This is a genomic window from Micromonospora globbae (assembly GCF_003610785.1).
GTDB classification, from domain to species: Bacteria; Actinomycetota; Actinomycetes; order Mycobacteriales; family Micromonosporaceae; genus Micromonospora; species Micromonospora globbae.
Genome location: NZ_RAQQ01000009.1, coordinates 41,884 through 64,946, shown reverse-complemented (window position 1 = coordinate 64,946; position 23,063 = coordinate 41,884). Strand labels below are relative to the sequence as shown.

The window sequence follows — 23,063 nt, the reverse complement described above, 5'->3', positions numbered from 1 at the left end:
ACGCGGAGCAGGGGGCCCCGTCGACGATCCGGGCGGCGGCCGGTCACCACCCGCGGAGGAAGCGCAGGCCGAGCAGGAACGCGACGACGGCGGGGCCGAGCAGCAGGGTGATCGCCTGGAGCCGGTACGGCATCCGGTGCCGGGTCAGCTCGACGGCGTTGCCGAGCACGGTCACGCCGGCCAGCATGAGGAACGCGCCCCACCACCCGGTGTCGCCGAAGTCCACGAGACCGGCCTCGATGAGCTGGAACGTCGCCCCGAGCAGCACGCCGGTCAGCGCGAGCAGCGCCACCACCCGGTGCAGCCCCCGGGCCAGCGGATGCGCCGGCCGCCACAGGTAGGTGCCGGCCACCGCGAGGCACGGCACCATGATCATGACGGGCCAGCCCCGTCCCATCACGCCGAACATCAGCAGCGCGCCCGTCGCGAAGACCAGCGCCCCGGCGCAGGCGATGACGTACCCGGCGAACGCCCGGCCGCCGCCCCGCGCCAGCAACGGCCCTCCGGCGGCCCCGATCAGGGCACCGGGGATCAGGACGAACCCCGCCCACCAGTGGTAGTGCCCGCCGCTGCGGGCGACCGTGGTGACCGCCGCCGCGGCCACCCCCGCCACCACCAGGCTCACCAGCCAGTGCCGCGCACCGCTCGCGTACGGCCGCCCCGCCATCACCTGTCCCGCTTCCGCACTCACGGCTCCAGCCTCTCCGAACGCCTGCGCCCGGTCCATCCGGCCAGCCCTACCATCCTCGGACCGGCTGACAGGGCCCCCGCCGCGCCGGAGGCGTCGACGAGGGCCCTTCCCGACCGTCGGTGCCGCGGGATCAGCTCGTCTCGCCGGCCACGCTGAACGACCGCAGCCGGTCGACGGCCAGCACGGTGAAGCCGACGCTGACGAGAGCCGTCATGATCGCCGCCACCGGCACCGAGACGGTGGTCTCCAGCAGCCCGGTCGGGGCGATCCGGTCGGCGAGCGCGATCACGTACTGCTGGATGGAGAGCACCTTCGTGCCGCTCACGAAGTTGCCGAGCAGCCCCTCCCAGATCAGCACGTACACGAGGCCGAGCAGAACGGGCCGCCGGGTGAGCAGGCTGAGCGCGAGGAACAGCGCCGAGTACGCCAGCGCGCCGAGCGTCGCGGCGGCCGCGAGCGCCAGTCCGAGGCGTACCGAATGGGCCAGCACGCCCGCGACGTAGAGCGGCACGGCGACGGTGACCGCGGTGACGCCGGTCGCCACCGCGAGCTTCGGCAGCACGATCTGCCAGCGCGGCAGCGGCTTGGTGAGGATGTGCACGACGGTGCCGTCGTCGATCTCGGCGCCGAGCACCCCGGTGCCGACGATCAGCGCCACCACCGGCAGCACCACGGCCAGGCCGAGCCCGACGAGCACGGGCGGGCCCCACTCGCCCGGGTCCACCCCGAGCGCGCGGGACAGGACGGCGAGCAGCACGAGCACCGCCGGCAGCGGGAAGAGCAGCAGGAACCGGCGGCGGCCGAAGAGTCCCCGCGCGGTGATCCAGGAAACGGTCGACATCTCAGCCTCAGGCCTCCACCAGGTAGGAGAAGACGCTCTCCAGGGACTCGTCCTCGGGCACCAGCTGCCGGACCCGGATGCCCTGTGCGAGGGCGATCCGCGGCAGGGCCCGGGTGAAGGCGCCGTAGTCGCCGGCCCGCACGGTCAGCCCGGCGCGGCCCAGCTCCACCCCCGTCACCGAGGCCTCGGCCATCAGCGCGACGGCCAGCGCGCGGTCGTCGGTCGAGCGGACCGCGAAGACGTGCGGGCGGTTGGTCATCAGCCGCCGGATGGTACGGAAGTCGCCGGAGGCCGCGAGCCGGCCGGCGACCATCACCTGGACGGTGCCGGAGATCTGCTCGACCTCCTCGAGGATGTGCGAGCTGAAGAGGATCGTCCGGCCCGCCGCGCCGAGGCGGTGCAGCAGGTCCATCATGTGCAGCCGCTGGCGCGGGTCCATGCCGTTGAACGGCTCGTCGAGCAGCAGCACCTGCGGGTCGTGCACCAGCGCCGCGGCCACCCGGGTCCGCTGCCGCATGCCCTTGGAGTACGTCCCGATCCGCCGGTCCTGCGCGCCCTCCATCTCGACCAGGGCGATCGCGCGGCGCGCCGCCTCGCGCGGGTCCGGCAGCCGGTGCAGCTTCGCGCTGGCCAGCACGAACTCGTACGCGGTGAGGAACGTGTGGACGGCCTCCCGCTCGCTGACCAGCCCCAACCGGCGGTAGACGTCCGGGTTGCGCCAGGTGGGCGACCCGTCGAGGGTGACCGTGCCGCGGGACGGCGCGAGGAAGCCGGCCATCATGTGCAGCAGCGTCGTCTTGCCCGCGCCGTTGGGCCCGAGCAGCCCGGTCACGCCCGGGCCGAGGCTCATGCTCACGTTGTTGACGGCCACCACGTTGCCGTACCAGCGGGAGACGCCGGCCAGGTCGAGGGTGGAGGCGGGGGTGGCCGGGGCCGCCGGATCCGCGCTGATCGTGGTCATCGGGCCGCCACCTTCCGGTATCGCATCAACAGCAGGGCGACGCAGCCGGCCACCAGCAGCACGGCGGCGGCCACGTAGACCGGCCCGAAGCCGCCGATCTGGTCTTCGGTCTGCCCACCGGGTATCAGCAGGTCACCGAGGGTGTATCGACCGACGGCATGGACCAGGGCGGTGGGCGAGCCGAGCATCGCCAACTCGTTGACCGTGCGGGACGGCATGATCGACAGGATGCCGACGATCGGGGCGGTCATCAGGAACACGGCCACGATGCCGCCGGCCGCGAAGGCCCGCTTGCCGGTGAGCGAGGCGATGAGCAGCCCGACCGAGGCGAAGACCACCGCCCACAGCGCGGCGTAGACCAGGCCGGGCAGCAGGTCGAGCAGCTCGTTCCAGACACCGCTCATCCCGTCCGTGGTGGTGAACGCGGCGCCCAGGAACATCACGAGCTGCGGCGCCCCGAGCAGCAGCCAGAGCGCGCTGCCCAGCGCGGCCAGCTTGGCCAGGGCGTAGTCGCCGCGGGGCAGCGGGCGGGAGAAGTAGAGCGGCAGCACGCCGCTGTGCAGGTCGCGGGAGACCAGCTCGGGGGCGACCACGGCCACGAAGAAGATGACGAGCCAGCTCATGTTGTCGGCGAACTGCGCGTACGTCATCACCACCTCGCCGATCTGGCTGCGTACGGCGGTGACACCGGCGGCCACCACGGTCACGATGCCGAGCACCAGCCAGGGGAAGATCTTGGCCTTGGCGCTGCGGCCCAGCCCGAACGCCGTACGGAGCCCGTGCAGGTAGAGCGCGCCGAAGACGTGCCGGCGCCCCAGCCGGGGGCCGGTGTAGCGCTGGTAGCCGATGTCGTGGATGACACCGGTCGGCTCAGACATGGCTGGGCTCCCTCGCGGCGAACAGCTCGGCGACCCGGTGCCGTCGCTGGTCCAGCCGGTGCAACGGCAGGTCCAGCTCGGCGACCGCGCCGAGGATCAGGTCGTAGGTGTGGTCGTCGGCGAGTTCGACGAGCAGCAGCCGCCCGTCGCGGCGTACCGGCAGCTGGAGCGCGGCGAGGCGGGCGGCGAGTTCGTCGGTGCCCTCGCTGACCTCGACGGCGAGCACGTCGGTGACCGACGTCATGGCCGAGATGCGGTCGGCCCGAAGCAGCCGCCCGCCGTCGATGGCGACGAGCGTGTCGCAGATCCGCTCCACCTCGCCGAGCAGGTGGGAGCAGACCAGCACGGAGATGCCGAACTCGGTGCCGATCCGGTGCACCAGCGCGAGCATCGCGTCCCGGCCGACCGGGTCGAGGCCGTTGGTGGGCTCGTCCAGCAGGAGCAGGTCGGGGTCGTGGACCAGCGCCTGGGCGAGCTTCACCCGCTGCTTCATGCCGGTCGAGTAACCGCCCACCGGGCGGTACCGCTCCTCGTAGAGCCCGACGTGCCGGAGCGCCTCGGAGGCGCGCTCGCGGGCGACGGTGCGCGGCAGCCCGCTGATGCGCCCCAGGTGGGTGACCAGCTCGGCGGCGGTGAGGTCCGGCGGGAGGGCGTCGTGCTCGGGCATGTAGCCGACGCGGGCACGGACGGCGGCCGAGTCGGTGGTCGGGTCCAGACCCAGCACCCGTACGCGGCCGCTGGTCGGAGTGAGCAGGCCGAGCAGGATCTTGATGAGGGTCGACTTGCCGGCGCCGTTCGCGCCGACCAGCCCGACGATCCCCGGCTCGACCGCGACGGTGAGGTCGGCCAGGGCCGTGACCCCACCGCCGTACGTCTTCGTCAGCGACTCGGTCGCGATCAGTGTCACGCCGACCAGCGTAGGCAGCACGGACCCGTCGCGGGGCCCGCCGCGCCCCCGGTGCTCCCCTGATCCTGGCCGGACCGTCCCCCTAAGGAGTGGCGCGAATGCGTACCCTCCCTCGGGAACGTGGCGTGAACACACGCGCAACCGGGCGCGTCCTCGAAACATCCAACCTGTGCCGGCGCATCATTCGGCGGAGCGGTCGAGCGCCACGGAACACGGGGAGAGCATGAACGGCGGAACGAGTTCGTCACCGAAGGTCAGCGTGGTGGTGCCCGCGTACAACTGCGGCAGCCACATGGAGAAGCTCGTCGACTCGCTGCTCCGGCAGTCGATGCCGGCGGCGCAGTTCGAGGCCGTGTTCGTCGACGACGGGTCGACCGACGACACACCCGCCCGGCTGGACGCACTGGCCGCCGCCCACCCGCACTTCCGGGTCGTGCACATCGAGAACTCCGGGTGGCCGTCGCGACCGCGCAACGTCGGGGTCGCCCATTCGCGGGGCGAGTACGTGATGTTCGTGGACGACGACGACTGGCTCGGCGACGAGGCCCTCGAGCGGATGTACGACTGCGCGGTCACGCACGGCGCCGACGTGCTGATCGGCCGGATGGCGGGGCACGGGCGGGGAGTGCCCCGTGAGCTGTTCCGGCGCAACCGGTTCGACGCGACCCTCGCGAACTCGCCGCTGATCGACAGCCTGACGTGCCACAAGATGTTCCGCCGCGCGTTCCTCGACGAGCACGACCTCCGGTTCCCGGAGGAGTGGCCGCGGCGGCTGGAGGACCACCGCATGGTGGTCCGGGCGTACCTGCTGTCGAAGAAGACGTGCGTGCTGTCCGACTACACCTGCTACCACCACACCCGCCGGGACAACGGCGGGAACGTGACCGCCCGACTGCTGGACCCGACCGAGTACTACGCCGCCCTGCGGGAGTCGCTCGACATCGTCGACGCGCACGTGGAGCCCGGCCCGCTGCGGGATCGGCTGTACCGCCGCTGGCTGCGCCACCAGATGCTCGACCGGCTGCGCGGCCGGCGGATGCTGGACGCGCCCCCGGAATGGATCGAGCAGGTCGCCGCGGAGATTCGGGACATCCTCCGGGAGCGGTTCGGCCCGGGCGTGGCCGCCGGGCTGCCGCCGACGTACCGCGTCGTCGCCCACTTCGCCGAGGGCGGCCGGATGGCCGACCTGCGCCGCTTCGCCGGCTGGGAGGCGGCTACCACCGCCGCCGCCCGGGTCGAGCGGTGCGCGCTGGACGGCGCGACCCTGAACCTGACCGTCGCGGGCTGGTTGGAGTCCGACGGGCGACCGGTCGCCGTCCGCCGCAGCGACGACCGGGACCTGCTGGTGCTGCCCGTGGAGGACGTGCCCCCGGACCTGCGCGACGTGACGGCGGCCCTCGATCGCGGCCGGCTGGACGTCGTCGCCCGCCGCCAGGGCTCCAACGACGAGGTCTTCCTGCCGGCGGACACGACGAGCGAGCGGGTGGCGGGGCCGCACGGGACGAGCCACGCCGTCTACCGGGCGGCGGTCGCCGTCGACTTCCGGACGGTCAACGGCGGCCGTACGGCCGGAACCTGGCGGCTCAAGGTGCGGGTGAACAGCGCGGGCTGGGTGCGGGACGTCCCCCTCCCGCTACTGGTGCGGTGCGCCGCCGACGGCGCGCCGCCACGGCTGCTGGACGAGAACGCGTTCTTCCCCCGGCTGCGCCGGGCCGTACGCCAGCGCGTGCCGGTCGGCCTGGCCGCGTTCCTGACGTCGGGGCGGCGGGGCGGCTGATCGCGCCCATCCGGGGAACGCCGGTCGGCGGGCGGGCGCCCGGGTGGAGTGGCACTCTCGACCGATCGCCGGTCTGTTGAGAAACTGTGGGCCGGCCAGCGAGGTGGGGGTGTGATGAGCAACGGGTGGGTGCTGCCCGACGAGGTGCTCCGCGACGCGCCGGCATACACGCCGCGCCCGGAGGAACTGGCCGATCTGGAGCTGCTGCTGATCGGGGCGTACGCCCCCCTGACCGGCTTCATGACCCGGGCCGACCTGGTGTCGGTCAGCCGCCGTGCCCGGCTCGCCGACGGCACGCCGTGGCAGGTCGCGGTGACCCTCCAGGTGCCGACGGCCCTCGCCCGGGTGCTCGACCCGCGCGACCCGGCGCGCCGCGCGCTGGTGCTCACCGACGGCGAGGGCGCTCCCATGGCGGCGCTCGACGTGGCCGACGTGTGGCCGGTGCGCGACGGCGTCGCGGGGGTGGGCGGCACCGTGCGCCGGCTGGGCGACGGAGGCCACGGGCCGTTCCGGCGCCTGCGCCGCAGCCCCGAGGAGGTACGCGCGCTGCTGCCTCCGGGCCGGGTGCTCGGGGTCATCGCCGACCGTCCGCTGCACCGGCCGCAGCTCGCGCAGATCGCGCACGCGGCCCGCACCCTCGGCGCCCACCTGCTCGTCCTCATCCCGGTGGGCGAGGACGCCGGCGGCGGTCTTCCGCCCGAGTCGCTGGTGCGCGCCGTGTTCGCCGCCCGGGACCGGATGCCGCCGGCCACCCTCGTGGCGGTGCCCCTCTCCCGGCGCCCCGACGAGATCAGCGACGCGTTGCTGCGGGCCCGGGTCTCGGCCGCGTACGGCGTCACCCATCTGCTCTCCACCGGCGAGATGCTCTCCGGCGCCGGGCTGCGGGTGCTGGTGCCCCGCGAGCTCGCGTACGACAACCGGGACGGGCAGTGGCGCTGGCGGGAGGACATCCCGCCGCGCAACCGGCGCCTCGCGCTGACCCAGGAGGAGATCGACGACCTGCTGGACCGGGGCTTCCCGCTGCCCGAGTGGCACACCCCGCCGGCGGTCGCCCGGGAACTGGCCCGGGCCCGCCCGCCGCGCCGGCACCGCGGGCTCGTGGTCTTCCTGACCGGGCTCTCCGGCTCCGGGAAGTCGACCATCGCGCGGGGCGTGTCGGACGCGCTGCGCGAGGGCGGGGAGCGGACGGTCACGCTGCTCGACGGCGACGTGGTGCGGCGGGAACTCTCGGCTGGGCTCGGCTTCAGCAAGGCCGACCGAGACATGAACGTCCGGCGGATCGGCTGGGTGGCCGCCGAGATCGCGCGGCACCGGGGGGTCGCCATCTGCTGCCCGATCGCCCCGTACGCGGCGGCCCGGGCGACCGCCAAGGAGATGGCGCTGGCCGCCGGGGCCGGATTCCTGCTCGTGCACGTGGCGACCCCGCTGGAGGTCTGCGAGCGGCGTGACCGCAAGGGCCTGTACGCCCGCGCGCGTGCCGGCCTGATCACCGGGATGACGGGCATCGACGACCCGTACGAGGAGCCGACCGACGCCGACCTGGTGGTGGACACCAGCGACCTCACGGTGGACGAGGCGGTCGAGGCGGTGCTGCACCACCTCACCGAGACCGGCTGGGTCGAGCCGAAGCTCCCCTCCGTCTGACCGGCGGCGCACCCACTCACGCCCCGGCCCGCTACGAAACGGGCCGGGCGGTGACCACCCCTTTCCTTCCCTGGCTTCCGGGCACGCGCTAATGTTCATTCTTGTTGGAACACGTTTGACCACGTGAGTACCCGAGCGGCCCGGAGGTGTGGCGATGCTGGCCCAGCAGCGGCAGGCGGCCATCCTGGAGCGGGTCCGGGCGACGGGCGGCGTGCGCGTCAGCGAGCTGGCCGCCGAGTTCGGCGTCTCGGACATGACCATCCGGCGCGACCTGGAGACGCTGCACGAGCGCGGCGTGCTGGCCAAGGTGCACGGCGGCGCGACCATCACCGGCCCCGGATCGACCGACGAACCCGGCTTCCGGGCGAAGTCCGTCCGGCAGCCCGCCGAGAAGGCGGCCATCGCCGCCCGGGCGGCCCAGCTCGTGCGGCCCGGCGCGGCGGTCGCCCTCTCGGCCGGCACCACGACGGCCGAACTCGCCCGCCGGCTGGTGGACGTGCCCGGGCTGACCGTGGTGACCAACTCGCTGCCGGTGGCCGAGATCCTGCACGCCGGTGGCCGGTCGGACCAGACGGTGGTGCTCACCGGCGGCGTCCGGACGCCGTCCGACGCGCTCGTCGGGCCGCTCGCCGTCGGCGCCATCCGGACGCTCCACCTGGACCTGCTCTTCCTCGGCGTGCACGGCATCAGCGAGCGGGCCGGGTTCACCACCCCCAACCTCATGGAGGCGGAGACCGACCGGGCCCTCGTCGCGGCCGCGGACCGGCTCGTGGTGCTCGCCGACCACACCAAGTGGGGCACCGTCGGCATCTCGTCGATCGTCGAGCTGTCCGCCGCGCACGTGCTGATCAGCGACGACGGGTTGCCGGGCGAGGCGCGGCGGGTACTCGGCGAGCGTGTGGGGGAACTGGTGACCGTGACGGCGACGGGCACGCCGCCGAGTGGAGGGGCTGCGGAGTGAAGCGCACCGCGATCCGGCTGGCCGACGGCCGGGAACTGATCTACTTCGACGAACGGGACGACGCCGTCCGGGACCAGCCGGACCGGCGGGAGCTGCCGTCCCTGCCGCCCGCGTCCCAACTGCGCTACGACCCGCTGACCGAGGAGTGGGTGGCGGTGGCCGTACACCGGCAGACCCGCACCTTCCTGCCCCCGCCGGACGAGTGCCCGCTCGACCCGTCCGTCGGCGACCGGCTCACCGAGATCCCCGCCCCCGACTACGACGTGGTGGTCTTCGAGAACCGGTTCCCGTCGCTGAGCGGCCACGTGGTCGACGCGCCCGGCGAGGTCACCCCGTTCACGCCGCTGCGGCCCGGGGTCGGCCGCTGCGAGGTGGTCTGCTTCACCTCCGACCACAACGCCTCGTTCGCGAGCCTCTCCCCCACCCGGGTGCGTACCGTGCTCGACGCGCTCGCCGACCGGACCGTGGCGCTCGGTGGGCTGCCCGGCGTGGAGCAGGTGTTCTGCTTCGAGAACCGGGGCGTCGAGATCGGCGTGACACTGCACCACCCGCACGGCCAGATCTACGCGTACCCGTTCGTCACCCCGCGGACCCGGTCGATGCTCGCGGCCGCGCGCCGGTACGCCGAGCGCACCCTCGGCGGCAACCTCTACGCCGACGTGCTCGCCGCGGAACGCGCCGCCGGCGAGCGGGTGGTCGCGTCCAACGCGCACTGGACGGCGTACGTCCCGGCGGCCGCCCGCTGGCCGTTCGAGGTGCACGTTGCCCCGCACCGGCCGGTGCCGGACATCCCGGCGCTCGACGACGCCGAGCGGGACGCGTTCGCGCCGCTGTACCTGGACGTGCTGCGCCGCTTCGACGCGCTCTTCGACATGCCGATGCCCTACATCGCGGCGTGGCACCAGGCGCCGGTGCGGATCGACCGCGACCTCGGCCACCTGCACCTGCAGCTGTTCAGCATCCGCCGGGCGAAGGACAAGCTGAAGTACCTGGCCGGTTCGGAATCCGGCATGGGCGTCTTCATCAACGACATCGCCCCGGAGCGGGCCGCCGAGATGCTCCGCTCGGCGTAGCGGGGCCTCGGCCCGGACAGGGCGTCGGTGCCCGAGACAGGGCGTCGGGTGCCCGGGACAGGGCGCGGGGGGCCCGGGACAGGGCCCCCCGCAGGGAAGGGACGGCTGGCTGTGCACGACAGCCGGGAAGGCTGGCTGATCGGCACTCGTGCCGCGCGGCTACCGCGGTCAACCTTCCTGGACGCGACTGGCATCTCGTCCACCCTGGTCAACGAGGCGCGCCGGGGTGAGTGACGGAAACGCTCCCGCGCGCGTACGACGGGAGCCCGCCGGCGCGTGCCGGCGGGCTCCGTACGGTCGCTGGTGCGGATCAGGCCGCCAGCTTGCGCGCCAGGTTCTCGTCGAGCGCGTTCATGAACTCGTCGGTGGTCAGCCACGGGGCGTCCCGCGAGATCAGCAGCGCCAGGTCCTTGGTCATCTGGCCGCCCTCGACGGTCTCGATGCAGACCTGCTCCAGCGTGTTGGCGAACTCGGTGACCGCCGGGGTGCCGTCCAGCTTGCCCCGGTGGGCGAGGCCGCGGGTCCAGGCGAAGATCGACGCGATCGGGTTGGTCGAGGTCTTCTCGCCCTTCTGCCACTGCCGGTAGTGCCGGGTGACCGTGCCGTGGGCGGCCTCGGCCTCGACCGTGCGGCCGTCCGGGGTCATGAGCACCGAGGTCATGAGGCCGAGCGAGCCGAAGCCCTGGGCCACGGTGTCGGACTGCACGTCACCGTCGTAGTTCTTCGCGGCCCAGACGAAGCCGCCCTCCCACTTGAGCGCGGCGGCGACCATGTCGTCGATCAGCCGGTGCTCGTAGGTGAGGCCGGCCGCCTCGAACTCCGCCTTGAACTCGTTCTCGAAGACCTCGGCGAAGATGTCCTTGAACCGGCCGTCGTACGCCTTGAGGATCGTGTTCTTGGTGGACAGGTAGACCGGGTAGCCGCGGTCCAGGCCGTAGCGCATCGAGGCGCGGGCGAAGTCGCGGATCGAGTCGTCGAAGTTGTACATGCCCATGGCGACGCCGCCGCCGGGGAAGTTGGCGACCTCCATCTCCATGGGGGCGGAGCCGTCGGCCGGGGTGTAGGTGATCGTCACCGTGCCCGGGCCGGGGACGACGAAGTCCGTGGCCTTGTACTGGTCGCCGTGGGCGTGCCGGCCGATGATGATCGGCTTGGTCCAGCCAGGGACCAGCCGCGGCACGTTCGACATGATGATCGGCTCGCGGAAGACGACGCCGCCGAGGATGTTGCGGATGGTGCCGTTCGGCGACCGCCACATCTTCTTGAGGCCGAACTCCTCGACCCGGGCCTCGTCCGGGGTGATCGTCGCGCACTTGACGCCGACGCCGTGCTCCTTGATGGCGTTGGCGGCGTCGACGGTGACCTGGTCGTCGGTCTCGTCGCGGTGCTGGATCGAGAGGTCGTAGTACCGCAGGTCGACGTCGAGGTAGGGCAGGATCAGCTGCTCCCGGATCTGCTTCCAGATGATCCGGGTCATCTCGTCGCCGTCGAGCTCCACGACCGGGTTGTTTACCTTGATCTTCGCCATCGGCCGGCGCTCCTCTCGGGGGACACGTGCTCAAGCAGTACGAGCGTACTGGAAACTTGCCGGCGGTCCCCAGCCGGCCTCGGTCGGCGGGCGGCCCGCCTCCGTCGGCCGGGGTCGACGGGGTGCACGGCAGGGGGCGGTTGACGTCCACCCGCCGCACCCTCGGTCTATCACGTCACCACCCCGCCTGACGGCGAGGGGCCACCCCCGGCCCCCGTTGATCATGAGGTTACTGCCGTCCGCGTCGGCGTGTCGCGGCGATAACCTCATGATCAACGGGGCTCGGGCTCGGGCTCCGGGGGGTGGTGCGGGTGGGTGGGGGTGGAGACGCGGACGGGGCGCGCCGGTTTCGCCGGCGCGCCCCGTCCGTGGCAGCTCAGGTCACATGTTGGCGATGTCGGCCTGCTTGGCGCGGACGGCCTCGGCGGCCTCCTTCAGGCTGGCCAGCTCGTCGGCGTCCAGCTCGGTCTCGACGACGCGCTTGACGCCCTCGGCACCGATCTCGGCCTCGACGCCCAGGTAGACGCCGGAGATGCCGTACTGGCCGTCGACCCAGGCGCAGACCGGCATGACCTCGCCGGAGTCCTCGGCGACCGCCTTGGCCATGCGGGCGGCGGCGGCCGACGGCGCGTAGTACGCCGAGCCGGTCTTGAGCAGCGCGACGACCTCGGCGCCACCGTTACGGGTACGGACGACCAGGTCCTCGATCTGCTCGGCGGGCATCACGTCGCGCAGCGGCTTGCCGTTGACGGTGCTCCGCGACGGCACCGGCACCATGGTGTCGCCGTGCGAGCCGAGCGTGAGCGTCTTCACCGACGCGACCGGTACGTTCAGCGCCTCGGCCACGAAGTTGGTGAAGCGGGCGGTGTCGAGCATGCCGGCCTGGCCGAGCACCCGGTTGCGCGGGAACTGGGTAGCAATCTGCGCCAGCGCGGTCATCTCGTCGAGGGGGTTGGAGACGACGATGACCACGGCGTTCGGGGCGTACTTGGCCACGTTCTCGGAGACCTGGCGGACGATCTTGGCGTTCGTCTCCAGCAGGTCCATCCGGCTCATGCCCGGCTTGCGGGGCAGGCCGGCCGTGATCACCACGACGTCGGAGCCCTCGATGGCCTCGTAGCCCTCGCCGTTCGGGCCGGTGGTCACACCGACGACCTTGGTCTCGAAGCCCTCGATCGACCGCGACTGGTTCAGGTCCAGTGCGATGCCGGCCGGCTTCCCCTCGACGATGTCGGTGATCACGACGGTGTCGAAGATGTCGTACTCGGCCAGGCGCTGTGCGGTGGTGGAGCCGTAGAAGCCGGCCCCGACGACAGTGACCTTCTTACCCATGGTCGTCCACTCCCTGATACCAGTCGGTTTTCCGGACCGTATCAGCCATCCTGGCACCCTTCCGGCCAGGGGCGGACGGTTATGGCGTACCCGGTCGAGAAGGGGCCCTTCCGCTGCCGAATGGGTCGTCGACGGGTCCTTTCAGCCCTGCTCGGCGCGCTCCACCACGTTGGTGAGCAGCATGGCCCGGGTCATCGGGCCGACGCCGCCCGGCATCGGCACCAGCGCGCCGGCCACCTCGACCACGCCGGAGTCCACGTCGCCGGTGTAGCGACCCTTGCCGTCGGGCCCGATCACGCGGGTGATGCCCACGTCGACGACGACCGCGCCGGGGCGGATCATGTCGGCGGTGAGCAGGCCGGGGACACCGGCGGCCACGATGACGATGTCGGCGGCCCGGGTGTGGGCGGCCAGGTCGAGGGTGCCGGTGTGGCAGAGCGTCACGGTCGCGTTCTCGCTGCGCCGGGTGAGCAGCAGGCCGAGCGGGCGGCCCACGGTGTTGCCCCGGCCGACCACCGCGACGGTGGCGCCGCGCAGCGGGACGTCGTACCGGCGGAGCAGTTCGACGATGCCGCGCGGAGTGCACGGCAGGGGGCCGGGGTAGCCGAGCACGAGCCGCCCCAGGTTGACCGGGTGCAGGCCGTCGGCGTCCTTCGCCGGGTCGATCAGTTCCAGGACCCGCTGGGTGTCGAGGTGGCCGGGCAGCGGCAGCTGGACGATGTAGCCGTGGCACGCCGGGTCCGCGTTCAGCTCGGCGAGCACCTCCTCGACCTGCTCCTGGGTCGCGTCGTCGGGCAGCTCCCGGCGGATCGAGGCGATGCCCACCTCGGCGCAGTCGCGGTGCTTGCCGTTGACGTACGCCTGGGATCCGGGGTCGGAGCCGACCAGGACCGTGCCGAGGCCCGGGGTGATCCCGCGTTCGGCCAGGGCCTTGACCCGTGCCCGCAGCTCGTCCTTGATCTCCGCCGCGGTCGCCTTGCCGTCGAGAAGCGTCGCCGTCACGTGCAGATCGTCTCACGCCCGGCCGCCGCCGGTCGTGACGACCCGGGTTGCGGCCGGGTCCGGCGGCCCGCCTCCGGTTCAGCAAATCGTAACTGTCCGTGACATGAGATTAGTCACTCTCAGTGTCGCCCTTATGTTCCATCCTTGCCGAACAAGGACGGTGGGGCCGCGTCGGTGACGATCCGGCGAAGCGACACCAGACATGACCGGACGGGCACGTCGGCCCCGTGGAGCCCGGCCGCCCTCGACCGGAAAATGCCTCGTCGTAGCCCAATTCTCCGGTTCGGCCTACCAGCGCGGCGGGCCCGCGGGCAAGGGGTGACAGCTCACTCCGTTACGGAGTCGAAACCAGCTCGTTGCCGAAGCCAACTTCCCGACCTACCGTTGCCGATCGTTGCGCAGCGTTACCCAGCGCCGGGCTTGACTGCGCAGTGTGAGGAGATGAGGAGGCTCAATGCGAGTTCGTAGGCTCGCCGCCTGGACCGCCCTCCCGCTCGCGGTGACGCTGGGCCTCGCGGCCTGCGGCAGCGGCGGCGACGGTGGGTCCGGCGGCAGCGGCTCCGAGGCGGTCAGCATCCAGATCGCCGAGCCGCAGCACCTGGTTCCGACCAACACCACCGAAACGTCCGGCTCGCAGGTGCTCGCCGGCCTGTTCGCCCCGCTCGTCGACTACGACGCGCAGAACAAGCCGTACGAGGTCGCGGCCGAGTCGGTCACGTCGTCGGACAACAAGGTCTGGACGATCAAGCTGAAGGACGGCTTCACCTTCCACAACGGTGAGAAGGTCACGTCCGACGACTACATCAACGCCTGGAACTACGGCGCGTACGCCCCGAACGGGCAGGGTGGCAGCTACTTCTTCGAGAAGATCGCCGGCTACCAGGACCTGCAGGGCGAGAAGCCGAAGGCCAAGGAGATGTCCGGCCTCAAGAAGCTGGACGACCTCACCTTCCAGGTGACGCTCTCCGAGCCGTACATCGACTTCAAGACGATGCTCGGCTACAACGCGTTCTACCCGCTGCCGGAGGCCGCGTTCTCCGCTCCGGGCGTGTTGAAGGACGGCTACGAGCAGGCCCCGATCGGCCAGGGCCCCTTCAAGATGAAGGGCACCTGGCAGCACGACAGCAAGATCGAGGTCGAGCGGTACGACGCGTACCCGCTGGAGAAGCCGAAGGTGCAGAGCGTCGAGTTCCGCGTCTACCAGCAGCTGACCGCGGCGTACGCGGACGTCCTGGCCGACAACCTCGACGTGCTGCCGACGATCCCCACCGAGAACCTGAGCACCGCGCCGACCGACCTGGGCGACCGTTACCAGACCAGCCCGATGTCGTCGTTCCAGTTCCTGGCCTTCCCGACCTTCGAGAAGGAGTACAGCAACCCGGACGTGCGCAAGGCGATCTCCATGGCGATCGACCGGGACGAGATCGTCAACTCGATCTTCAAGAAGTCCCAGACGTCGGCCCGTTCGTTCGTCTCGCCGGTGCTGCCGGGCTACCGGGAGAACACCACGGGTGCCGCGGGTGAGTTCAACCCGACCGAGGCCAAGAAGCTGTACCAGGCCGCGGGCGGCCCGTCGAAGATCACCATCTCCTACAACGGGGACGGCGGTCACAAGGACTGGGTCGACGCCACCTGCAACCAGCTGAAGGCCAACCTCGGCGTGGACTGCGTCGGCTCGGCCGAGCCGAAGTTCTCCGACCTGCTGAACAAGGTCGAGAAGAAGCAGCCGGTCGGCCTGTTCCGCCTGGGCTGGGTCATGGACTACCCGTCCATGGAGGACTACCTGGGCCCGCTGTACAGCACCAACGGCTCGTCGAACTACTACGGCTACAGCAACCCGGAGTTCGACAAGCTGGTCAAGGAGGGTTCGGCGGCGCCGACCCAGGCCGAGGCCATCAAGAAGTACCAGCAGGCCGAGGACATCCTGGCCAAGGACATGCCGGTGATCCCGCTCCGCTTCGGCGAGAACGTGTTCGGGCACTCGAGCAAGGTCAGCAACGTCGAGATGGACCTGTTCCAGCGGGTCAACCTCGTCAAGATCGAGGCGGCCAGCTGAGCTGACCGTGGTGCCGGGCCGTCCGGGAGTTTCCCCGGGCGGCCCGGCCACGCCCGGACCGGCCAGGTCGCTCGCCGTCCGGCCGGTCCCGGCCCGGGCCCCCGCCGGGCCACGACCGCGTCAAGGGCATCTCCGGTACGTCCAGACATGCGGTCTCGCGACCCTTTCGCGTTTTTCCAGAGAGACTGGGAAGTATGTTCCGCTACATCCTGCGCCGCCTCCTGCAGATGGTCCTGGCGTTCTTCGGGACCACGCTGATCGTCTATGCGCTGATGTTCGCCGGCCAGACCGACCCGATCCAGGCCCTCGCCGGCGAGCGCCCGGTGACCGCCGCGCAGCGGGCATACCTGACGGAGAAGTACCACCTCGACCAGACCGGCGTGGGCGGCTTCTTCTACCGCTACTTCGACTACGTCCGCAGCCTGCTCCAGGGCGACCTGGGCCAGTCGCTGACCGGACGCCAGATCGGTGACATCCTCCAGCAGGCGTGGCCGGTCACGGTGAAGCTCGCCCTCATCGCGCTCGCCGTGGCGGTCATCTTCGGCGTCACCGCCGGGGTGATCGCCGGCATCCGCCGCGCCAGCATCTTCGACAACGCGACGCTGGTGCTGACGCTGCTGGTGCTCGGCATCCCGACCATCGTGCTGGCGCCGCTCGCGCAGTACTTCCTCGGCGTCCGCTGGCCGGTCTTCCCACCCACCGCCGGCGCGGAACCCAGCTTCTACGCGCTGCTCCTGCCCGGCATCGTGCTCGGCTCGCTCTCCCTGGCCACCGCGCTACGGCTCACCCGCACCTCGGTGGCGGAGAACCTGCGCGCCGACTACGTGCGCACCGCCCGCTCGAAGGGCCTCGTGAAGCGGCGCATCGTCGGCATCCACGTGCTGCGCAACTCGCTCATCCCGGTGGTGACCTTCCTCGGCGTCGAGCTGGGCAACCTGATGAGCGGCGCGATCATCACGGAGGGCGTGTTCAACATCCCCGGCGTGGGCTTCAACCTCTTCCGGGGCATCCGCACCGAGGACGGCCCCCTGGTCGTGGGCTTCGTCAGCGTGCTCGTCGTGGTCTACCTGGTCTCGAACCTGCTGGTGGACGTTCTGTACGCCGTACTCGACCCGAGGATCCGCTATGAGTGAGCGCAGCGAACGAATGATCAACTCAGCGTTCCGCGGCTCGGCGCGCCCCGGAGCGCAGCGAGGGGGTGCGCCGAGTGAGCGCAGCGAACAAATGATCAACGCAGCGTGCCAGGGCACTCATGCCGGCACCGAGCGGAGCGAGGTGCCGGCATGAGTGACTTTGAGACCGTCGCGTCCAGCGAGAACCAGGCCGCGCGGCGTGGCCCCTCGGGTGAGCCCGGCGCGCCGAACCAGGTGGGCGTGCAGAAGCCGCGCAGCCTCGCCGGCGACGCGTGGCGCGACCTGCGCCGCAACCCGATCTTCTGGATCTCCCTGGTCCTGGTCACGGTCGTCACCCTGATGGCGATCGTCCCGGGCCTGTTCACGGCGAACGACCCGCAGGACTGCGTGCTCTCGCGGCAGAACGCCGGGCCGTCCGGCGGGGCGATCTTCGGGTACGACTTCCAGGGCTGCGACACGTACGCCCGCGCGGTCTACGGCTCCCGCGCCTCGCTGCTGGTGGGCGCGCTCTCCGCGCTGTTCACCGGCGTGATCGCGCTGGTCGTCGGGATGCTCGCCGGCTACTTCGGCGGCTGGGTGGACGCGGTGCTGTCCCGGGTGATCGACATCGTGCTCGGCATCCCGCTGCTGCTGGCCGCGATCGTCCTGCTCAAGCGGGTGAGCACCGCCGGCCCGAACGCCCGGATCACCGCGGTCATCTTCGTGCTGGCCGTCCTCGGGTGGACCACGGCGGCGCGCGTCGTGCGCTCGTCGGTGATCACCGCCAAGGAGCAGGACTACGTGGCGGCGGCCCGGATGCTCGGCGCCGGCAACGGCCGGATCATGTGGCGGCACATCCTGCCGAACTCGCTGGCGCCCGCCATCGTGGTGCTGACGATCGCGCTCGGCACGTTCATCGCCGCCGAGGCCACGCTCTCGTTCCTGGGCATCGGCCTCAAGGCCCCGACCATCTCCTGGGGCCAGGACATCGACACCGGCCGGATCCACATGCGGGAGTCGTCGACCCCGCTGATCGTCCCGTCGGCCTTCCTCGCGCTGACCGTGCTGGCGTTCATCATGCTCGGCGACGCGATCCGTGACGCCTTCGACCCGAAGCTGCGGTGATCCTGCGATGACCAACTCCACCGTCCAACCCACGCCGGCCTCCGCCACGCCGGAGGGCGGCCACCTGCTCGAGGTCCGGGACCTGTACGTCGAGTTCCGCACCAGCGAGGGCGTGGCCAAGGTGATCAACGGCGTGTCGTACCACCTGGACGCCGGCGAGACGCTCGCCGTGCTGGGCGAGTCGGGCTCCGGCAAGTCGGTGACCGCTCAGGCGATCATGGGCATCCTCGACAGCCCGCCGGCGCACGTCCGCTCCGGCCAGATCCTCTACCAGGGGCATGACCTGCTCACCCAGCCGGAGGAGCAGCGCCGGCAGGTGCGCGGCAAGGAGATCGCGATGATCTTCCAGGACGCGCTCTCGGCCCTGAACCCGGTATTCCCGGTGGGCTGGCAGATCAGCGAGACGCTGCGGACGCGGGAGGGGATGTCCCGGGCGGACGCCCGCCGCCGCGCCATCGAGCTGATGGACCTCGTGAAGATCCCGGCCGCCGAGCGGCGCATCGGCGACTACCCGCACCAGTTCTCGGGCGGCATGCGGCAGCGCGTCATGATCGCGATGGCGCTGGCGCTCAACCCCAAGGTGCTGATCGCCGACGAGCCGACCACCGCGCTGGACGTCACCGTGCAGGCGCAGATCATGGACCTCCTCGCCGACCTGCGACGGGACCTCGGCATGGCCATGATCCTGATCACCCACGACCTGGGCGTGGTCGCGGGCGTCGCCGACCGGATCGCCGTGATGTACGCCGGCCGCATCGTCGAGCACGCCGACGTCCGGTCGCTGTACCGGGCGCCGGCGCACCCGTACACGAAGGGGTTGCTGGAGTCGATCCCGCGCCTGGACGTGCGCGGCCAGGAACTGGCGACCATCAGGGGCCTGCCGCCGAACCTCATGCGGATCCCGTCCGGCTGCCCCTTCCACCCGCGGTGCCCGTACGTGCAGCAGGTCTGCGTGGACGTGGTGCCGCACGACCTGGTCCTCGGCGACGGCCGGACCAGTGCATGCCACTTCGCGCAGGAGGTGCGTGATGACAGCGCCCGCTAGCTCCACCAAGGTCCGGGGCGAGACGATCCTCTCGGTCGACAACGTGGTCAAGCACTTCCCGATCTCGCAGGGTGTGCTGTTCAAGAAGCAGGTCGGCGCCGTCAAGGCCGTGGACGGCGTGAGCTTCGAGCTGCGCCGCGGTGAGACGCTCGGCGTGGTGGGCGAGTCCGGCTGCGGGAAGTCCACGCTGGCCCGGCTGCTCATGCGGCTGGAGACGCCGACGTCGGGGCGGGCGATTCTGGAGGGGCGGGACCTGTTCAAGGCCTCCGGCGCGGAGCTGCGCCGGCTGCGGCGCAACATGCAGATGGTCATGCAGGACCCGTACACCTCGCTGAACCCGCGGATGACCGTCGGCGACATCATCGGCGAGCCGTTCGAGATCCACCCGGACGCCGCGCCGCGCGGCAGCCGCCGCAAGCGGGTCCAGGAGCTGCTGGACGTCGTCGGGCTGAACCCGGAGCACATCAACCGGTACCCGCACCAGTTCTCCGGCGGCCAGCGGCAGCGCATCGGCATCGCCCGGGCGCTCGCCCTGCGCCCCGAGATCATCGTCTGCGACGAGCCGGTGTCGGCCCTCGACGTCTCCATCCAGGCCCAGGTGATCAACCTGCTGGAGCAGCTCCAGGACGAGTTCGGGCTCTCCTACATCTTCATCGCGCACGACCTGTCGGTCGTCCGGCACATCTCCGACCGGGTCGCCGTCATGTACCTCGGCAAGATCGTGGAGATCGGCACCGAGGACGAAATCTACGAGCGGGCCACCCACCCGTACACCCAGGCGCTGCTGTCGGCGGTGCCGGTGCCCGACCCCGAGGTGCGCCACGAGCGGAACATCATCCGGCTGACCGGTGACGTGCCGTCGCCGGCCGACCCGCCGTCGGGCTGCCGGTTCCGCACGCGCTGCTGGAAGGCCCAGGAGGTCTGCGCGACCGAGGAGCCGCTCACGGTCGCGCGGGCCGCCGACCCGCACCCCTCGGCCTGCCACTTCGCCGAGGTCCGCCCGGCGGCCGCCTGACCCGGCGCGCCCCCCGCGCCCGGCCGGGCGCGGGGGGCGGGCTGGTCAGTGGAAGAAGTGGCGGGTGCCCGTGAGGTACATGGTCACGCCGGCCTCCTTGGCGGCCGCGATGACCTCCTCGTCGCGGATCGACCCGCCGGGCTGCACGATGGCCCGCACGCCGGCCTCGATGAGGATCTTCGGACCGTCGGCGAACGGGAAGAACGCGTCGGAGGCGCAGACCGCGCCGCGCGCCCGGTCGGCGCCGGCCCGGCGCACCGCGAGCTGCGCCGAGTCCACCCGGTTCACCTGCCCCATGCCCACGCCGACGGTCGCGCCGTCGCGGGCCAGCAGGATGGCGTTGCTCTTCACGGCGCGGACCGCCCGCCAGGCGAACGCGAGATCGCGCAGCGTCTCCTCGTCGGCCGGGTCGCCGGCCGCGAGCCGCCAGGTGGCCGGGTCGTCGCCCGGCGCGTCGACGCGGTCCGCCATCTGCACCAGCACACCGCCGCTGACCTGCCGCCACTCCGCGGGCGGCGGGTTCCAGGCCGGGGCGCGCAGCAGCCGGATGTTCTTCTTGCCCTGGAGGATCTCGACGGCGCCGTCCTCGTACCCCGGCGCCACCACCACCTCGGTGAAGATGTCGGCCACCTGCCGGGCCAGCTCCACGGTCACCGGCCGGTTCACCGCGATCACGCCCCCGTACGCGGAGACCGGGTCGCAGGCGTGCGCCTTGCGGTGCGCCTCGGCCACGTCCGCGCCGACGGCGATGCCGCACGGGTTGGCGTGCTTGATGATCGCCACCGCCGGCTGGTCGGGGAAGTCGTTCGCGGCCCGCCACGCGGCGTCCGCGTCGACGTAGTTGTTGTAGGACATCTCCTTGCCGTGCAGCTGCTCGGCCTGGGCCAGCCCCGCCGGCGCGTCCGGGTCGGTGTAGAGCGCGGCCGCCTGGTGCGGGTTCTCGCCGTAGCGCAGCGCCCGGTCCGCCCGCAGCGCCAGCCCGGCGAAGGCCGGCCACTCCGGCTCGCCGCCGAGCTGCACCGCGCACCAGTTGGCGACCGCCACGTCGTACTCGGCGATGTCGGCGAACGCCCGCGCCGCCAGGGCGCGGCGCTGCGTGAGGGTGAACCCGCCCGCGTCGAGCGCCTCCCGTACGGCCGGGTACGCCGACGGGTCCGTCACCACGGCGACCGAGGCGTGGTTCTTGGCCGCCGCGCGGACCATCGCCGGGCCGCCGATGTCGATCTGCTCCACGCACTCGTCGAGGCTCGCGCCGGAGGCCACCGTCGCCTGGAACGGGTAGAGGTTGCTCACCAGCAGGTCGAACGGCGCCACCCCCATCTCGTCGAGCTGGTCGGCGTGCGACTGCTTCCGCAGGTCGGCCAGCAGGCCGGCGTGCACCTTCGGGTGCAGCGTCTTGACCCGCCCGTCGAGGACCTCGGGGAACCCGGTGACCGTCTCCACGGCCGTGACCGGCACTCCGGCGCCGGCGATCGTCGCCGCCGTGCTGCCGGTCGAGACGATCTCCACGCCGGCCGCGTGCAGCGCCCGGGCCAGCTCGACCAGGCCGGTCTTGTCGTAGACGCTGACCAGCGCCCGCCTGATCGGGCGACGCTCGTCCTGAGTGGAGCTCACGGGATCGTGACCTTTCTTCCGGTGATCGTCCAGCCGTTGCGGACCAGGCGGCCGACCTGCTCGACGAGCTGGCGCCGCTCGGCCGACTTGATGCGCTCGGTGAGCGTCTCCTCGTCGTCGTCGTCGAGCACCGGCACCGCCACCTGCGCGACGATCGGGCCGGTGTCCATTCCGGCGTCGACGAAGAAGAGGGTGGCTCCGGTGATCTTCACCCCGTAGGCGAGGGCGTCACGCGGGCCGTGGATGCCGGGGAACGCGGGCAACAGGGTGTTGTGCGTGTTCAGGTAGCGGTCGCCGAAGGCCGCGAGGAAGTGCGGCCCGACCAGCTTCAGGAAGCCCGCGGAGATGACCAGGTCCGGGCGGTGCGCGGCGACCTGCGCGGTGAGCGCGCGATCCCAGTCCTCGCGCGTGTCGTACGCCTTGAGCGGCACCACGAACGTCGGCACCCCGGCCGCGGCGGCGCGCTCCAGCCCGCCGATCCCGTCCCGGTCGGCGCCGACCGCGACCACCCGGGCGCCGTACGCCGGGTCGGCCGCGGCGTCCAGCAGTGCCTGCAGGTTGCTCCCCGATCCGGAGACGAGGACGACGATGCGGGCGGCGGACGCGGGCTCGGTCACCGGGCCACCCTACCGGGCAGGTCGGAGTGACCAGCGTCTGGGCGGCGCACGGACGGGCGACGACGGACTGGCGTCGAACCGGTACGCTGCGCCCGTTCGGGCCGGCGCGTGCCCGGTCCCGCATCGGTGCGGGACGGGACCGCCGCGTCGACAGGAGCGCCCACGCACGGCCGACGCCGGGGAGCCGCCGCTCGCGGCGTCGTGGTGCGGGTGCTGCGCGCCGGTGGCGCCGGCGCGATCATGGATAGCGACACGTACTGACGGACACAGCCAAGGAGCCTCGTCGCATGCAGCCCGGTAACCCCGGTCAGGACCCGTACGGCCAGCAGCCGAACCAGGATCCGACCGCCCAGCCGCACCACGACCCGTACGCCCCGCCGCCGGCCGCGCCCTACGGCCAGCAGCCGACCTCGGGCCAGCCGTACGGGCAGCAGCCCACCTCGGGGCAGCCGTACGGCCAGCCGCCGCAGGCGCCGTACGGGCAGCAGCCCACCTCCGGGCAGCCCTACGGCCAGCCGTACCAGGACCCGTACGCCCAGCAGCAGCCGTACGGCGCCGCCCCCACCTACCCGAACGCCGGCTACCCGCAGCAGTCCGGGCAGAACAACACCCTCGGCCTCGTGTCGATGATCCTCGGCATCGCGTCGATCCCGCTGGTGTGCTGCCTCTACCTGGGCATCCCGGTGGGCATCGCCGGCATCATCACCGGCTACCTGGCCAAGCAGAAGGTCGCCCAGGGGCAGGCCAACAACGCCGGGCAGGCGAAGGCCGGTCTGATCTGCGGCGCCGTCGGTGTCGGCCTCGGCATCGTGGTGCTCATCCTCGGCATCGTGGCGAACGTGAGCCTGCCGACCGAGCCCTGATCCGCGACGGAGTGGAAGGGG

At 71.9% G+C, this 23,063-nt stretch carries 20 protein-coding genes; 10 read left to right on the top strand and 10 right to left on the bottom strand.

Annotated features, from left to right (window positions below; translation table 11 throughout):
- Window positions 1-43: 43 nt before the first annotated feature.
- The 5 genes from D7I43_RS14185 to D7I43_RS14165 form a co-directional block, all read right to left on the bottom strand.
- Window positions 44-691 (bottom strand): hypothetical protein, encoded by a 648-nt coding sequence (locus D7I43_RS14185; protein WP_240032953.1) that lies wholly within the window; start codon window positions 689-691, stop codon window positions 44-46.
- A 130-nt stretch (window positions 692-821) separates the two neighbouring features.
- Window positions 822-1,532: an ABC transporter permease gene (locus tag D7I43_RS14180; RefSeq protein ID WP_120328960.1), complete on the bottom strand. Its 711-nt coding sequence runs from the start codon at window positions 1,530-1,532 to the stop codon at window positions 822-824.
- 7 nt (window positions 1,533-1,539) lie between these two features.
- Window positions 1,540-2,493, bottom strand: a complete 954-nt coding sequence (locus D7I43_RS14175; RefSeq protein WP_120328959.1) for an ABC transporter ATP-binding protein — start codon at window positions 2,491-2,493, stop codon at window positions 1,540-1,542.
- Window positions 2,490-3,371: an ABC transporter permease gene (locus D7I43_RS14170; RefSeq protein ID WP_120328958.1), complete on the bottom strand. Its 882-nt coding sequence runs from the start codon at window positions 3,369-3,371 to the stop codon at window positions 2,490-2,492. The genes D7I43_RS14175 and D7I43_RS14170 overlap by 4 nt, the downstream gene beginning before the upstream one ends.
- The gene (locus D7I43_RS14165) at window positions 3,364-4,278 is read right to left on the bottom strand and encodes an ABC transporter ATP-binding protein (RefSeq protein WP_120329120.1); all 915 of its coding nucleotides are present in this window, start codon (window positions 4,276-4,278) and stop codon (window positions 3,364-3,366) included. The genes D7I43_RS14170 and D7I43_RS14165 overlap by 8 nt, the downstream gene beginning before the upstream one ends.
- A 223-nt stretch (window positions 4,279-4,501) precedes the next feature.
- Here D7I43_RS14165 and D7I43_RS14160 point away from each other — a divergent pair, with 223 nt between their 5' ends.
- From D7I43_RS14160 to galT, 4 genes are all read left to right on the top strand, one after another.
- On the top strand, window positions 4,502-6,055 hold the full coding sequence (locus tag D7I43_RS14160) for a glycosyltransferase family 2 protein (RefSeq protein WP_120328957.1): 1,554 nt from the start codon (window positions 4,502-4,504) through the stop codon (window positions 6,053-6,055).
- 114 nt (window positions 6,056-6,169) lie between these two features.
- Window positions 6,170-7,699 (top strand): adenylyl-sulfate kinase, encoded by a 1,530-nt coding sequence (gene cysC, locus D7I43_RS14155; protein WP_120328956.1) that lies wholly within the window; start codon window positions 6,170-6,172, stop codon window positions 7,697-7,699.
- A gap of 154 nt (window positions 7,700-7,853) precedes the next feature.
- Window positions 7,854-8,660, top strand: a complete 807-nt coding sequence (locus tag D7I43_RS14150) for a DeoR/GlpR family DNA-binding transcription regulator (RefSeq protein ID WP_120328955.1) — start codon at window positions 7,854-7,856, stop codon at window positions 8,658-8,660.
- Window positions 8,657-9,733 (top strand): galactose-1-phosphate uridylyltransferase, encoded by a 1,077-nt coding sequence (gene galT / locus D7I43_RS14145; RefSeq protein ID WP_120328954.1) that lies wholly within the window; start codon window positions 8,657-8,659, stop codon window positions 9,731-9,733. The genes D7I43_RS14150 and galT overlap by 4 nt, the downstream gene beginning before the upstream one ends.
- A 310-nt stretch (window positions 9,734-10,043) precedes the next feature.
- Here the strand turns inward: galT and D7I43_RS14140 are convergent, their stop codons facing one another.
- From D7I43_RS14140 to D7I43_RS14130, 3 genes are all read right to left on the bottom strand, one after another.
- On the bottom strand, window positions 10,044-11,261 hold the full coding sequence (locus tag D7I43_RS14140; protein ID WP_120328953.1) for an NADP-dependent isocitrate dehydrogenase: 1,218 nt from the start codon (window positions 11,259-11,261) through the stop codon (window positions 10,044-10,046).
- A gap of 381 nt (window positions 11,262-11,642) precedes the next feature.
- The gene (gene mdh, locus D7I43_RS14135) at window positions 11,643-12,593 is read right to left on the bottom strand and encodes a malate dehydrogenase (RefSeq protein WP_120328952.1); all 951 of its coding nucleotides are present in this window, start codon (window positions 12,591-12,593) and stop codon (window positions 11,643-11,645) included.
- A gap of 141 nt (window positions 12,594-12,734) precedes the next feature.
- Window positions 12,735-13,595, bottom strand: a complete 861-nt coding sequence (locus tag D7I43_RS14130) for a bifunctional methylenetetrahydrofolate dehydrogenase/methenyltetrahydrofolate cyclohydrolase (protein ID WP_120328951.1) — start codon at window positions 13,593-13,595, stop codon at window positions 12,735-12,737.
- A gap of 454 nt (window positions 13,596-14,049) precedes the next feature.
- On the opposite strand from D7I43_RS14130, the gene D7I43_RS14125 reads away from it, so the two are divergent.
- The 5 genes from D7I43_RS14125 (at window position 14,050) to D7I43_RS14105 (ending at window position 19,948) form a co-directional block, all read left to right on the top strand.
- Window positions 14,050-15,651: a peptide ABC transporter substrate-binding protein gene (locus D7I43_RS14125; protein WP_120328950.1), complete on the top strand. Its 1,602-nt coding sequence runs from the start codon at window positions 14,050-14,052 to the stop codon at window positions 15,649-15,651.
- Window positions 15,652-15,845: 194 nt separating this feature from the next.
- Window positions 15,846-16,784, top strand: coding sequence for an ABC transporter permease (locus tag D7I43_RS14120; RefSeq protein ID WP_120328949.1), 939 nt, complete (start codon window positions 15,846-15,848; stop codon window positions 16,782-16,784).
- 150 nt (window positions 16,785-16,934) lie between these two features.
- A complete protein-coding gene (locus D7I43_RS14115; protein ID WP_120328948.1) occupies window positions 16,935-17,888 on the top strand; it encodes an ABC transporter permease in 954 nt (317 codons plus the stop codon).
- Between the two features lie 7 nt (window positions 17,889-17,895).
- Window positions 17,896-18,933, top strand: a complete 1,038-nt coding sequence (locus tag D7I43_RS14110) for an ABC transporter ATP-binding protein (protein WP_120328947.1) — start codon at window positions 17,896-17,898, stop codon at window positions 18,931-18,933.
- Window positions 18,917-19,948: an ABC transporter ATP-binding protein gene (locus tag D7I43_RS14105; protein ID WP_120328946.1), complete on the top strand. Its 1,032-nt coding sequence runs from the start codon at window positions 18,917-18,919 to the stop codon at window positions 19,946-19,948. Before D7I43_RS14110 ends, D7I43_RS14105 begins: the two co-directional genes overlap by 17 nt.
- A 45-nt stretch (window positions 19,949-19,993) precedes the next feature.
- Here the strand turns inward: D7I43_RS14105 and purH are convergent, their stop codons facing one another.
- Both purH and purN read right to left on the bottom strand, forming a co-directional pair.
- Window positions 19,994-21,562, bottom strand: coding sequence for a bifunctional phosphoribosylaminoimidazolecarboxamide formyltransferase/IMP cyclohydrolase (gene purH, locus D7I43_RS14100; RefSeq protein ID WP_120328945.1), 1,569 nt, complete (start codon window positions 21,560-21,562; stop codon window positions 19,994-19,996).
- Window positions 21,559-22,179 (bottom strand): phosphoribosylglycinamide formyltransferase, encoded by a 621-nt coding sequence (gene purN / locus D7I43_RS14095; protein ID WP_120328944.1) that lies wholly within the window; start codon window positions 22,177-22,179, stop codon window positions 21,559-21,561. The genes purH and purN overlap by 4 nt, the downstream gene beginning before the upstream one ends.
- Before the next feature lie 287 nt (window positions 22,180-22,466).
- On the opposite strand from purN, the gene D7I43_RS14090 reads away from it, so the two are divergent.
- Window positions 22,467-23,042: a DUF4190 domain-containing protein gene (locus D7I43_RS14090; protein ID WP_120328943.1), complete on the top strand. Its 576-nt coding sequence runs from the start codon at window positions 22,467-22,469 to the stop codon at window positions 23,040-23,042.
- Window positions 23,043-23,063: the final 21 nt, after the last annotated feature.